The sequence below is a fragment of the Pseudoalteromonas sp. PB2-1 genome, from assembly GCF_045040605.1.
In the GTDB taxonomy this organism is placed as follows: Bacteria; Pseudomonadota; Gammaproteobacteria; order Enterobacterales; family Alteromonadaceae; genus Pseudoalteromonas; species Pseudoalteromonas arabiensis.
In genome coordinates, this window is record NZ_CP090667.1 from 366,092 (window position 1) to 378,824 (window position 12,733).

Consider the following 12,733-nt stretch of genomic DNA (forward strand, 5'->3'; position numbering starts at 1 on the left):
GCATTTTTTTGTCAAAGCTAAACGGTACGTAAATTGATGTAAAACTGCTTCACAGAATAAGAGAGCTTTCCCCGTTTTTGTCGATTTTTCCGTTGTATCCGTTCATTTTTATGATCCAAGGCCAATAATCTCAAGATTTTCTACGGCTTAGTCAACTTAGCCAAATAGCTATTTATCAAATCAAGTCTTTGTTCCTCAAACATTATCCAAGCTTATTAAAAAAGCAAGGTGCTTACTAAATGAATGGAAGGGATGGAAATCAGGGGAACGCATTGAGATGAGTACTTGTGGATATGATGCTTTGCTGGATAACACGTTAAGGAATACCCAGCCATTTTACCTAATTAAAAATTTAGATGAATTTAAAACGCCATCGAATATGGTAATATTCGCAAATACAGCAGATAAGTGAAATGGTATAGGCAATAGAGCCTTTATCAAGTAGCTATTAGTAAAAGCTTTAGAGCAGGGTAAGCTCTAGAGCCCCTAAAAGGATTAAAATGAGATATTTAGTAACAGGTGCAGCTGGTTTTATAGGCTCTGCGGTTATACGCCATATCATTGAAAACACAAAAGACTCCGCTATTAATGTTGATAAACTGACTTATGCAGGTAATTTAGAGTCATTGAAATCGGTTGATTCGAGTGAGCGTTATACTTTTGAGCAGGTAGATATCTGTGACCGTGAAGAACTTGATCGCATTTTTAGGCAATATCAACCAGATGCTGTGATGCACTTGGCTGCGGAAAGCCATGTTGATCGTTCAATTACAGGCCCTGCAGAGTTTATTCAAACAAATATAATCGGCACCTATAATTTACTTGAAGCTGCTCGCCAGTACTGGAATACATTAGAAGGTAATGCTAAAGAAAAATTTAGATTTCATCATATTTCGACAGATGAAGTGTATGGTGATCTGCCACACCCAGCAGACCTTGCTCTGGAAGAAAATGAGCTGCAACCTCAGAGTTTGCCATTATTTACAGAGCAAACAGCTTATGCACCAAGTAGCCCATACTCTGCAAGTAAAGCATCGAGTGATCATTTAGTAAGAGCTTGGGCTCGTACCTATAATTTTCCAACAATCGTCACCAATTGTTCAAATAATTACGGCCCTTATCATTTTCCTGAAAAGCTTATTCCATTAGTGATATTAAATGCTTTAGAAGGGAAAGAGCTGCCGATTTATGGCAAAGGTGATCAGATCCGTGATTGGTTATATGTAGAAGATCATGCCCGTGCCTTATATAAAGTAGTGACAGAAGGAAAAGTCGGAGAAACTTACAATATTGGTGGGCATAATGAAATGCAGAATATAGAAGTCGTAAAAATGATTTGCGATCTTTTAGATGAGTTAGCCCCAATTAAACTTAAAGAGCTGAAATCGAAAGAGGGTGAATTATTAACTACATATTCTTCACTTATAAAGCATGTAAATGATCGCCCAGGTCACGATAGACGTTACGCTATAGACTCAACAAAAATGAGCAAAGAGCTTAATTGGAAGCCACTTGAAACATTCGAAACTGGCCTTAGAAAAACGGTACTGTGGTACTTAAATAACCTCGACTGGTGTCAAAATGTGCAAGATGGTTCCTACCAACGAGAACGCCTTGGTGAAATAAACCTCAACAAAACGGAGCAATAATATGAAAGGGATTATTCTAGCTGGGGGGTCTGGCACACGCCTATATCCTTTAACTCGTGGTGTTTCCAAACAATTACTGCCTTTATATGATAAACCTATGGTTTATTACCCATTATCTACTTTAATGTTGGCTGGAATTAAAGATATTTTAATTATAACCACGCCAGAAGACCTTCAGAGTTTTCAGCGAATTTTAGGTGATGGCTCAGATTTTGGTATTCAACTAGAGTATGCAGTACAGCCTAACCCTGAAGGGCTTGCCCAAGCATTCATTATCGGTGAAGAGTTCATTGGTAACAGTTCTGTGTGTTTGGTTTTAGGTGATAATATCTTTTATGGTCAAGGTTTCCCTAAAACATTAGCGAGTGCAAGTCATCGTGAAAGTGGTGCAACTGTATTTGGTTATCATGTTAAGGATCCGGAACGTTTTGGAGTCGTTGAGTTTGATGAGAACTTAAAAGCTATTTCTATTGAAGAAAAACCAGCTAAACCAAAATCTAATTTCGCTGTTACAGGGTTATATTTTTACGATAATTCAGTCGTTGAGAAAGCTAAAAAAGTAAAGCCTTCATTACGAGGAGAATTAGAAATAACCAGTATTAACCAGATGTATTTAGAAGAAGGTACACTGCATGTCGAGCTATTGGGTCGAGGCTTTGCTTGGCTCGATACGGGAACACATGAAAGTCTTCATGAAGCCTCTAATTTTGTACAGACAATTCAACATGTCCAAGGGCTTAAAATTGCCTGTTTAGAAGAAATTGCATGGCGTAATAACTGGTTAACGGCAGAACAAATACTTGCGCTGGCGGAGCCAATGAAAAAAATGAGTATGGTAAGTACCTTGTACAATTAGTCAGTAATTAAGTTCATGCACGACAAGAAAAAAATTAAAAGTGGTTTTATTTGGAGTGCATTAGATAGTTTAGGCACACAAGCAATAGCTTTAGCTACAAGCTTAGTTCTGGCTAATATCTTAGGTCCAGCAGTATTTGGTTTAATTGCCATGCTAGCGATATTTATTGCGGTTGCTAATGTGTTTATTAATAGCGGGTTCAACGCTGCATTGATACGAAAGACAGACAGAGATGAGTCTGATTTTGCGACTACTTTCTATTTCAGTCTTGGTGTATCCATAGGCTGTTACCTATTACTATTTTTCTGCGCCCCTTATATTGCCCAATTCTATCAGCAGCCAGAGCTAACTACACTAACCAGAGTTATTGCACTTGTTGTCGTGATTAATACTTTTTCGGCAATTCCCATTGTCAAACTCAGTGTAAGCTTAAACTTTAAAACGCAAGCTAAGTGCAATTTCATTGCACTTACTTGTAGCAGTCTATTAGCATTGGCTTTGGCTTATTTTGATCATGGTGTATGGGCATTAGTGGCTCAACAACTAGCATTAGCAATCATCAATGTATTGATGCTAAATATTTTGGTGCCATGGAGGCCTAAGCGCAAGTTTTCTAAAGAATCCTTTAAAAACCTATTTGGTTTTGGTTCAAAGCTACTTTTATCTGGCCTGTTAGATACTATTTACAATAATATTTATAGCCTAATTATCGGTAAGCAGTTTACAGCCGTTCAGCTTGGTTTATTCAATCAAGCGAATAGATTGTCTAGCTTACCTGCGGTTACTTTGACAGGGGTAATTCAAAAAGTTACTTTTCCTATGTTAAGTGCGATACAACACGATACGAAGAAACTTGATGCATCCTACTTATTAACTTTGCAATTTGCTGCAGTAGTCATATTCCCTGTTATGTTTGGTTTATGCATTATTGCCAAGCCGTTGATTGAAATCTTATTAGGGCAAGAATGGCAGGGTACTGCAGAGCTCGTCAGTATCATTACAATGGCGTTAGTGCTTTATCCAATTCATGCTATTAATTTAAACATGTTACAAGTGAAGGGACGTTCTGACCTCTTCTTAAAATTAGAAATAATTAAGAAGATAACGATTACCTTAATACTTGTTGTGACGGTACCTATGGGTATTAAAGCAATGTGTATAGGTATGGTTGTCAGCTCTTACTTGGCATTGTTTATCAATACTTACTACACAGGTAAGCTTTCGAGCTTAACGGCTTATAAGCAGCTGATAGCCTTGCTTCCGATTGCGCTTATTACCGCTTTTTCGGCCTTTTTAGGATACAGCGTTGGTATGAACTTCAGCAGCAATATTATTCAAATTATCACTATGTTAGGTGTTGCTCTAGGAAGTTATATTCTAATTCTAATTCTGATGCAGCGATCATTGCTTATTGCCTTAAAAAACACATTAAAAAATTAACCCTATATGGAGTCATTATAAATGATTGCCTTAAACAACCCTGTTAAACCTAACTTAAAAAAGCTCCAAAAATTACTCGAAAAAATAAATGATAATAGTTGGTTCACTAATTTTGGGCCTATGCATAAAGAATTAACTGAAAAGTTAGAGGATTATTTATGTGTAGAAAACCTTTTACTGACAAATAATGGTACGTCAGCACTTCAAATCGCAGGTAGGGCACTTAACAGCCACTCTCTAATCTCAACACCATTTAGCTTTGTAGCTACTGTTAGCGCTTTTAAATGGCAGAAAGATGAAGTGGCATTTGCGGATATTGACTCAAGTAGTTTAAATATTTGCCCAGATGCAATTAAAGCTGCTTATGAACAAGGCTGTAAAGCTGATACTTTAGTTGCTACACATGTGTATGGAAACCCCTGTGATGTTCTTAAATTAAAAGATCTTGGCGAACAAAAAGACTTTAAAATTATTTATGATGCCGCGCATGCTTTTGGTGTGAAAATCAATGAACAATCAATTTTAAAGTATGGGGATGCGAGTACATTGAGTTTTCATGCAACCAAAGTTTTTCATACGGTTGAAGGTGGAGCTGTTATTTTTAAAGATAAAGACAGTTATGAAAGAGCTGAGCGACTCATTAATTTTGGTTCTAACCCAAGTGATTCGAACCATGTTGGCATAAATGCAAAAATGAATGAGTATCAAGCAGCTGTTGGTTTGGTTAACCTTGAAGAAATAGATGATGTGCTTGATCATAGAGCTGAATTATTTCATGCATATAGACAAGGTTTAAAGGATGTAGTTAAGTTACCTACTTGGCACCCAGAAGCAAATGCCAATGGTGCTTATATGCCAATCTTGTTAGACAGTGAGAAACAGCTAAAGAAAGTGACTCAAGCATTAGAAGAAAATAACATTCAAAGCCGCAATTACTTTGCTCCTTCATTAGACCGAATCTTTGTAGATGAACACAATTACGGAACGTCCAATAGCTTAAAAGCATCAGAAAGTATCTTGTGCTTGCCTTTACATGCGCATTTAAAACTACACGATATTACAACCGTTATCGAAAATGTAAAAAAAGGATTGTAGAAAATATGGCTTTTTATACACAAATTGAATTAGAAGCTTTGGGATTCAAGCATGTAGGTAAGAATGTCAAATTGTCAAAATTAGCATCTATTTACAATGCGGCAAACATAGAAATTGGCGATAACAGTAGAATCGACGACTTCTGCGTTTTATCAGCGGGAAAAGAGGGGATTAGCATAGGCAAGTACGTGCATATTGCTGTTTATACGTCATTGATAGGTGCAGGAAGAATTACGATGGAAGACTATACATGTCTATCATCAAGATGTTCAGTCTACTCTAGTAATGATGACTATTCAGGCGAATATATGACGAACCCAACGGTTCCAAGTCAATATACCAATGTAAGTCATGCACCGGTTACAATCAAAAAGCATAGTTTAATTGGAGCTGGAAGCATTATTTTGCCAGGGGTGATAATTGAAGAGTGCGTTGCAGTTGGTTCTCTATCTTTGGTCAATAAATCTCTTGAGGCTGGTTTTGTATATGCAGGGCAACCCGCTAAAAAAATCAAGCAACGCAGCAGAAATTGTGAAACGCTGGAAAATGAATTATGTTCGAAAAACTAGTCGCACCTTGCGAGGAAGAGGTTACTAAACACTGGTTATATGCTGACCAAGTTTTCACTTCGATTATTTGCACAACATTTAATCAAGAAAGCTATATCCGCGATACAATAGAAGGATTTCTAGCTCAAGTTACAGAGTATCGGTTTGAGATTATTATTCACGATGATCTCTCTACTGATAACACGCGGGCTATCATCCAAGAGTACCAGCAAAAATACCCATCAATAATTAAACTCATACTACAAGATGTAAATCAGTTTTCGATCAACATTAACTTGCCTTTCAAACATTCGTTAGCAATTGCGCAAGGAGAATATGTTGCCCTTTGTGAAGGGGATGACTTTTGGGTGGATCGTTGTAAGTTGCAGAGGCAGATTCTGGAACTTAAAAAACATAGCGATCTGAACCTATGTGTACACAATGCATACATTATAAACTCTGAAGAGGAGCCACACTCTTCATATCAGTTTCCTACACGAAAAGAAGCTACTCATATCATTGATTATGCTGAAATATACAAAGTACACTCACAGTTTTGCCCAACAGCATCAATGTTTATAAGAAAAAGTGTCTTGGATAACTTACCTAGTTTTTTTTATGATGCGCCAATCGGAGACTTTTTCTTGGAGGCTTTCTCTGGGATTAATGGGATTGTTTATCTACATGAAAAAATGAGTGTCTACAGACGTGAAAGTCAGAACTCCTGGTCTTCTGAAACAGTAAATAATACCGTGAAATTAAAAAAGCATAACTTACGCATGATAGAGTCTCTAGATAAACTAGAGCGTTACCTTGAGCCTGAATATTCTCGTAATGTAAAAATAAGAAAACAATACATATTTGGCCAATTATGTACTCAAAGCGTGTTGCAAAATAAATATTTAGAGTCAGTGAAATACTTTAATAAATATCGTGCACAAGGCGCAGCTTTTAAATCACTGTTAAGTTTACTGTATCGTTGTTCTAAAACGCTATTTATGAGACGTGCATTTTAGGTATTACAGCTTCAACAAAAACTAACCAGCAGCGAAAAGGCTACTTAGTATCTAAGTAGCCTGAAAATGACATTACATTTAGTATTAGGGCTTAGAGCTTATTTTTAGGAGGAAAGCTTTTAATCTTACAGCTACAAAAACGCTACTTTTAAAGAGAGAGTTTTGCCGACATTGCGCACTTCAAAGAAGTTTAAAGAGTAAGTGAAATTTAATTTGATAAATAAGGATATTTATAGAGGAAAAAGTGGGGCGACTGATGGGGCTTGAACCCACGACAACCGGAATCACAATCCGGGGCTCTACCAACTGAGCTACAGCCGCCACTGAGACACACCTCGATTGGTGTGGCGCGCATATTACATAATTAATATCACCTTGTGAAGCCCTAAATAGAAAAAACTATAAAAAAGTTTCTTTGCTCGGAAAATTCAGAAATGCTCATGCAGTCAGGTGGCATTCAGTTTTGCAGATTAGACTTTCGCCCTCTGCAATAGAGCAATCACTCATTTTTAATCAGTCTGTAATTTAATGATTTTTTAACCAAAGATCATATATAATTTATACAGCGTTATGCTAAAAATGAACTTCAGGAGAGAACATGGATACTATAATGAACTGGATCAATGAGAATTCAGGTTTAATCATACATTACGCCATTCAGGGTGTGTTGGCGCTAATTATTTTTCTTATCGGTGGCCGTATCGCCAAATTTTGTGAAGGGTTAACTGAAAAAGCTTTCGACAAGAAAAAAGTGGATAAAGCGGTAGGTTCATTTGTAGCAAGCATTGTGTATGCGATCGTATTTGCTGCAACAATCCTAATGGCACTTTCGCAACTAGGTATTGAAACAACATCATTCATCGCTATTTTAGGTGCGGCTGGTTTAGCGGTTGGTTTAGCGCTACAAGGTTCATTATCTAACTTTGCATCAGGTGTACTAATCATTTTACTTCGCCCTTTCAAGTCAGGTGACTACGTTGAGGCTGGTGGCAAAGCAGGTACGGTTAAAAAGATTGAGATCTTCTCTACAGAGTTACGCACGCCTGATAACAAAGTGATTATCATGCCAAACTCAAAAATCATGGGCGATGCCATTATTAACTACTCACGCGAATCAACACGTCGTATCGATTTAGTGATTGGTGTTGGCTACGATGCAGATCTAAAAGAAGCAAAAGCAGTGCTAAAATCAGTGCTTGATAAAGAAGAGCGTCTACTTAAAGACCCTGCTTATACCGTTGCTGTGTCTGAACTTGCCGATTCAAGTGTTAATTTTGTGGTGCGTCCATGGGTCAACTCGTCTGATTACTGGCCGACCTACTTTGATCTTGTAGAAAACATTAAGATCGCATTAGATGATGCAGACATCACTATCCCATTTCCGCAAATGGATGTTCATTTGCATAAAGAAGACGCAAGCGTCAAATAAAAAGCAGTAAAGGTTATTTTTTAATGAAATTAAAAGCTTTATCAATTCTAGTTGCAGCATCAGCTGCAACTAGCGCATTCGCAGCTGACGAAACTAAAACGTGGGATGTAACCAGCGAACTGGGTGCAATTATCACTAGCGGTAATACTGAAACAACCACATTAAAAGGCGGTATTAAGGTATTACACAATCTTGAAAGCTGGAATAACGAATACAAACTTGACGGTCTTTATAAAGAAGATGAAGTTGAGAATGATGCGGGCGAAAAAGAAACGCAGCGTACTAATGAAAAGTACTCATTCTCTGCGCAAGGTAACTATAAATTAAACGAAAAGCACTCACACTTATTCATCTACGGCTCGCACGTATCTGATTATTTTGGTGCATATCGTAACGAAACAGTTATCTCCGCAGGTTACGGTTTACGTTTAATCGACCGTTCTGACATGTGGCTGAACGCTGAAATTGGTCCAGGTTATAAATACTTCCAATACCCTGATGACAGCACTGAAATGGATGACAACGGTAACTCACTTGCCGGTGAACGTGAAGGTGAAGTCATTGCGTTAGGTAAGGTTGATTACAACTGGCAAATTTCAGAAAGCGCACGTTTTACTCAGCTTGTATCTGTGGAATACGGTGATACAAATACCAAAACACGCTCTGAATCAGCTATTTTGGCGAAAATCAACGGCTCACTACAAATGAAAGTGGCGTATAACATCACCCACAACTCAGATGTAGCAGACGACAAAGAAAATACCGATACAGAAACATCATTAACGTTAGTTTATAGTTTCTAAGCGCTTTATTTTAAGATTGAATGGGTAAACTTGTTTACCCATTTTTTTTGCTTAAAAAATGATGTAGTATGCGGCGGTTAATCTTTATTTTCTTAGAAGGGAAACTTTGTGAAGTTTTTTAGGCTTGTAATCGCTCTTTTTATGTCGCTTTTATTTATAACAGAAGCGCACTCCGTCACTCCGACCAAGCAGCAAATTGAACAATTTAAAAAGCTACCTAAATCACAGCAAGAAGCTATAGCAAAGAAATATGGCTTGGATATAAGCATGCTGGATTCTACCAATAAGGATGGCGAGTCGCTTGACGATGAGAATAACAGCTCAGTGATGCCAAGAGATTTATTCGGTGAGAAAAAAGATAATAAAGAAGAACTCACGGATGAAGAAAAATTCAAACCTCAACCTGATGAGCTTAAGCCTTTTGGTTATGAGTTGTTTTCAGGTGAACCAACAACATTCGCGCCAACTGAGAGCGCACTGGTACCAGACACTTACATTGTTGGTGCTGGTGACACATTAACGGTTAACCTATTTGGTAAAGAAGCTTCAACTGAAGAGGCAACGATTGACCGTGAAGGGCGCTTAACGGTTGGTTCGCTTAAGCCTGTGACTGTTGCAGGTATGCAGTATGCTGATGTAGTTCAGTTAATTAAAGCAAAAGTTCAGCAAGAAATGATTGGTGCAGAAGCATTTGTATCAATGGGTAAAACACGTTCGATTCGAATCATGGTGTTAGGTGAATCTTATAAACCAGGCGCTTACACGGTTCCTTCACTTGCTTCGATTACCCACGCTCTTTTTGTTAGTGGTGGTATTTCAGAAATTGGTTCGTTACGTAATATACAACTAAAAAGAGCGGGCAAAACGGTCACTACACTTGACTTATATAACCTACTTATTAAAGGTGACAGTAGTAACGATGTAATCTTAAAACCTGGCGATGTGGTATTTATTCCGCCTGTAGGTATGCAAGTTACTGTTGATGGTGAAGTACGTCGCCCTGCTATTTTTGAATTGAAAGAAGGCGAGTCTAGTCAAGATCTTATTGCTATGGCAGGTGGTTTTAGTGCCGCTGCATTTCCTCAAAAGTCAGTGGTAGAACGTTATACAGGTCACAGCTCAAAAACTGTATTGCAATTAAACCTATTCGATAAAAACGCCTATACACCAAAAAACGGTGACACAGTAAAAGTGCCTTCATCAAGCCAAGAGCTAGATGATGCGGTGACTCTAATTGGTGCGGTTTCTCACCCAGGTAACTATTCATGGCATGAAGGTAAAACGGTTAGCCAGTTATTTAACTCGCTTAAATCTGATTTACTGCCAATTGCTGATTACGATTACTCACTCATTGTACGTGAAATCAATGTCCGTGGTGATATTGAAGTCCATCAGTTTTCTCTTTTAGATGCAGTAAATGGTAAGCAAGATTTAGAGCTTAAGCCGCGTGATATCGTTGTGGTATTTAGCCGTTTTCAATCAATTGAAAGTGAAGAAAATGCTTTAAACACAATGGCACTTACTAAAGAGCAGTTAAAGCAGCAAGAAAAAATCAGATTATGGGATGAATACGAAGAGCGTAAGTTCTATGAATTCATCGACTTAGGCTCGTCATTCGATAAAGAATTAGCACTTAGTGTCGCTGAAGAAGAAGAGGAAGAAGTTTTATCAATTACAGAAATGCTCACAAACAAAGATGAGTTAGAAGATGATGAGTATGCTGTATTTAGCCGTAAGAAATTACTAAAACCAATTTTAGCCAAGTTAAATCAACAAGCAACTAAAGACAGTGGCTTGCAGATTATTGGTGTGCGTGGTGAAGTATTTTACGAAGGCGTTTATCCGATGCCTGTTAATGCAGACGTACACGATGCGGTTGCAGCTGCTGGTGGCTTAAAAGAGTCCGCTTTTTTACAAAATGCTGAGGTAACGCGATACACAGAAAATTCAGACTTACAGCATATTAGTATTGATTTATCGACCTTAAATACAAAACAAGGGACAGAGCATTTTGCTTTAGAAAGTAAAGACACAATTAATGTTTACCCAATTCCTAATTGGCAGCAAGACAGAAAAATTAATATTCTTGGCGAAGTTAAATTCCCAGGTATCTACAGTATTGCAAAAGGTGAAAGCTTATCGAGCGTAATCAAACGTGCCGGCGGCTTTACTGATTTTTCTTTCCCTGAAGGGGCGGTATTTACCCGTGAAGCAATCAGACTACAACAACAGCAGCAATTAAATAAAATATCAGAAGACTTACGTCGTGATATTGCGTCTAAAAGTTTCAATAACTCAATTACTGATGCATCACTTTCTTATCAAGATATGGATAGCTTGATTAAAGACTTAGCTAAAGTGAAAGCGGTTGGCCGACTGGTTATCGATTTACCAGCCATTGCCAGTGGTAAACGCGATTTACAAGTTGAAGACAGCGATGTGTTGTATGTTCCTTCAAAACGTAACAGTGTTGATGTTGTGGGTGAAGTAAACTTCTCAGGTTCGCATTTATATCAAAATGAACTGAGCTTAGATGATTACCTAACACGCAGTGGTGGATTAAAACCGCGTGCTGATGAAGACCGTATCTATATTATTAAAGCCAGTGGTCTAGTCGAAGTACCAAACCGAGGTTCTTGGTTTGCGGTTAATAACGACTTTGAGCTATCACCTGGGGACACAATTGTGGTACCTCTTGATACCGATTACATTGATAACTTAACTCTTTGGAGTTCAGCAACACAAATTATGTATCAAATGGGTGTAGCAGTTGCAGCAATCAGCTCATTAGGTAACTAGACTATTTGATGAAAGCTTATGTAATCAAATTACTTAAACGTGCAATAGAGCAACTTCAAGTTGCTCTATTACCTTTATGCAGTAAATCACCAATACTGTCTGGGTTGTATTTTACTTTTTTCTCACGAGATTTTTTTTACGAGCACCAAGCAATACTTAAAGCTCGTCTTGCATATAACAATCAACAAGGCATGCATGGTAAATCAAGTGCCTTATTAAGACGCAATATACACCGCTTAGAAAAGGGGCTCATAATGCAGCCTAGGCGTAGTGTCTTTGCACTCGATTATTTAACAGAGACATTAGCGGCTTACCAACTTGCAGTAACCCAATCAAATGTGGAACAGTCAGAGTTGCAATGGGCAACGGATGTCCTCAGCGAGTACTTTTCTGTTGTAGATAAACAGCATTCAACTGTTGCAAAAAATTATGCTGTCTTTCAGCAGCTATCAACGGCACATAGCGGCTTGAAAAAGCCGTACGCTTACCAGCAAAAAGAGCCACACCAAGTTAGCTATGAGCAGTTTTTAGCGTTAACCAAGTTTCGTACCTCTGTACGTTGGTTTGAGCAAAAGCAAGTTGAGCTAGAAAAAGTTGAAAAAGCACTCGCTGCTGCACTGCAAGCGCCGAGTGCGTGTAATAGGCAGCCTTTCGAATTTTATTCTATTACAGAACAACCTTTGCTTAATAAACTGGCTAACTTACCAGGTGGGACGGCAGGGTTCGCAGACAATATTCCACATTTGATCGCCGTCGTTGGAGATTTATCGTATTATCCATTTTCGCGAGACCGGCATGTGATATATATAGATGGCTCGCTTGCATCCATGCAGTTTATGCTAGCACTTGAAACTTTAGGGTTGAGTAGTTGTCCTATCAACTGGCCTGAACTTATCACTTTAGATAAACGAGTCGCTAAGTTACTTGATTTACCGCAGTACAAGCGAGTTGTGATGTTCATTGCTGTAGGCTATCCCGCTAATTCAGGAATGATACCTTATTCAGATAAAAAGCAAGCGAAAGATATTTTAAAGCAGCTTTAATGCTTGAAAATTCGTTATATCGACAGCTATTTTCCTGCTTGATATACTCAAGCAA

The 12,733-nt window shown here is 38.1% G+C and carries 9 protein-coding genes, 1 tRNA gene and 1 pseudogene; 10 read left to right on the forward strand and 1 reads right to left on the reverse strand.

Annotated elements, in window-relative coordinates; genetic code table 11:
* Nucleotides 1-500: 500 nt before the first annotated feature.
* The 6 genes and pseudogenes from rfbB to L0Z67_RS01800 all read left to right on the forward strand — a co-directional run bounded on the left by rfbB (nucleotide 501) and on the right by L0Z67_RS01800 (nucleotide 6,604).
* On the forward strand, nucleotides 501-1,649 hold the full coding sequence (gene rfbB / locus L0Z67_RS01775; RefSeq protein ID WP_237114741.1) for a dTDP-glucose 4,6-dehydratase: 1,149 nt from the start codon (nucleotides 501-503) through the stop codon (nucleotides 1,647-1,649).
* 1 nt (nucleotide 1,650) lies between these two features.
* Nucleotides 1,651-2,516 (forward strand): annotated as a pseudogene (gene rfbA, locus L0Z67_RS01780) (glucose-1-phosphate thymidylyltransferase RfbA).
* Nucleotides 2,517-2,520: 4 nt separating this feature from the next.
* Nucleotides 2,521-3,945: a lipopolysaccharide biosynthesis protein gene (locus L0Z67_RS01785; RefSeq protein WP_237114742.1), complete on the forward strand. Its 1,425-nt coding sequence runs from the start codon at nucleotides 2,521-2,523 to the stop codon at nucleotides 3,943-3,945.
* A gap of 21 nt (nucleotides 3,946-3,966) precedes the next feature.
* The gene (locus L0Z67_RS01790) at nucleotides 3,967-5,040 is read left to right on the forward strand and encodes a DegT/DnrJ/EryC1/StrS family aminotransferase (protein ID WP_193988201.1); all 1,074 of its coding nucleotides are present in this window, start codon (nucleotides 3,967-3,969) and stop codon (nucleotides 5,038-5,040) included.
* A gap of 5 nt (nucleotides 5,041-5,045) precedes the next feature.
* On the forward strand, nucleotides 5,046-5,609 hold the full coding sequence (locus tag L0Z67_RS01795) for an acyltransferase (protein WP_193988202.1): 564 nt from the start codon (nucleotides 5,046-5,048) through the stop codon (nucleotides 5,607-5,609).
* Nucleotides 5,594-6,604 carry a glycosyltransferase gene (locus L0Z67_RS01800; protein WP_237114743.1) on the forward strand — a complete coding sequence of 337 codons (1,011 nt, stop codon included), beginning with the start codon at nucleotides 5,594-5,596 and terminating at the stop codon, nucleotides 6,602-6,604. The genes L0Z67_RS01795 and L0Z67_RS01800 overlap by 16 nt, the downstream gene beginning before the upstream one ends.
* 245 nt (nucleotides 6,605-6,849) lie before the next feature.
* On the opposite strand, the gene L0Z67_RS01805 is transcribed toward L0Z67_RS01800, so the two are convergent.
* Nucleotides 6,850-6,925: transfer RNA gene (locus tag L0Z67_RS01805), tRNA-His, on the reverse strand.
* A gap of 277 nt (nucleotides 6,926-7,202) precedes the next feature.
* Between L0Z67_RS01805 and L0Z67_RS01810 the strand changes: the two genes are divergently transcribed.
* From L0Z67_RS01810 to L0Z67_RS01825, 4 genes are all read left to right on the forward strand, one after another.
* On the forward strand, nucleotides 7,203-8,033 hold the full coding sequence (locus L0Z67_RS01810) for a mechanosensitive ion channel family protein (protein ID WP_062567247.1): 831 nt from the start codon (nucleotides 7,203-7,205) through the stop codon (nucleotides 8,031-8,033).
* A gap of 23 nt (nucleotides 8,034-8,056) precedes the next feature.
* Nucleotides 8,057-8,836 carry a YdiY family protein gene (locus tag L0Z67_RS01815; protein WP_130151602.1) on the forward strand — a complete coding sequence of 260 codons (780 nt, stop codon included), beginning with the start codon at nucleotides 8,057-8,059 and terminating at the stop codon, nucleotides 8,834-8,836.
* A gap of 108 nt (nucleotides 8,837-8,944) precedes the next feature.
* Complete coding sequence (locus L0Z67_RS01820) at nucleotides 8,945-11,635, forward strand: SLBB domain-containing protein (protein WP_346657787.1); 2,691 nt, start codon at nucleotides 8,945-8,947, stop codon at nucleotides 11,633-11,635.
* An 8-nt stretch (nucleotides 11,636-11,643) separates the two neighbouring features.
* The gene (locus L0Z67_RS01825) at nucleotides 11,644-12,678 is read left to right on the forward strand and encodes a nitroreductase family protein (RefSeq protein WP_193988204.1); all 1,035 of its coding nucleotides are present in this window, start codon (nucleotides 11,644-11,646) and stop codon (nucleotides 12,676-12,678) included.
* Nucleotides 12,679-12,733: the final 55 nt, after the last annotated feature.

Coding starts and splice junctions, on each gene's coding strand:
- rfbB (WP_237114741.1), top strand. CDS start 501: ATGAGATATTTAGTAACAGGTGCAGCTGGTTTTATAGGCTCTGCGGTT.
- L0Z67_RS01785 (WP_237114742.1), top strand. CDS start 2,521: ATGCACGACAAGAAAAAAATTAAAAGTGGTTTTATTTGGAGTGCATTA.
- L0Z67_RS01790 (WP_193988201.1), top strand. CDS start 3,967: ATGATTGCCTTAAACAACCCTGTTAAACCTAACTTAAAAAAGCTCCAA.
- L0Z67_RS01795 (WP_193988202.1), top strand. CDS start 5,046: ATGGCTTTTTATACACAAATTGAATTAGAAGCTTTGGGATTCAAGCAT.
- L0Z67_RS01800 (WP_237114743.1), top strand. CDS start 5,594: ATGTTCGAAAAACTAGTCGCACCTTGCGAGGAAGAGGTTACTAAACAC.
- L0Z67_RS01810 (WP_062567247.1), top strand. CDS start 7,203: ATGGATACTATAATGAACTGGATCAATGAGAATTCAGGTTTAATCATA.
- L0Z67_RS01815 (WP_130151602.1), top strand. CDS start 8,057: ATGAAATTAAAAGCTTTATCAATTCTAGTTGCAGCATCAGCTGCAACT.
- L0Z67_RS01825 (WP_193988204.1), top strand. CDS start 11,644: ATGAAAGCTTATGTAATCAAATTACTTAAACGTGCAATAGAGCAACTT.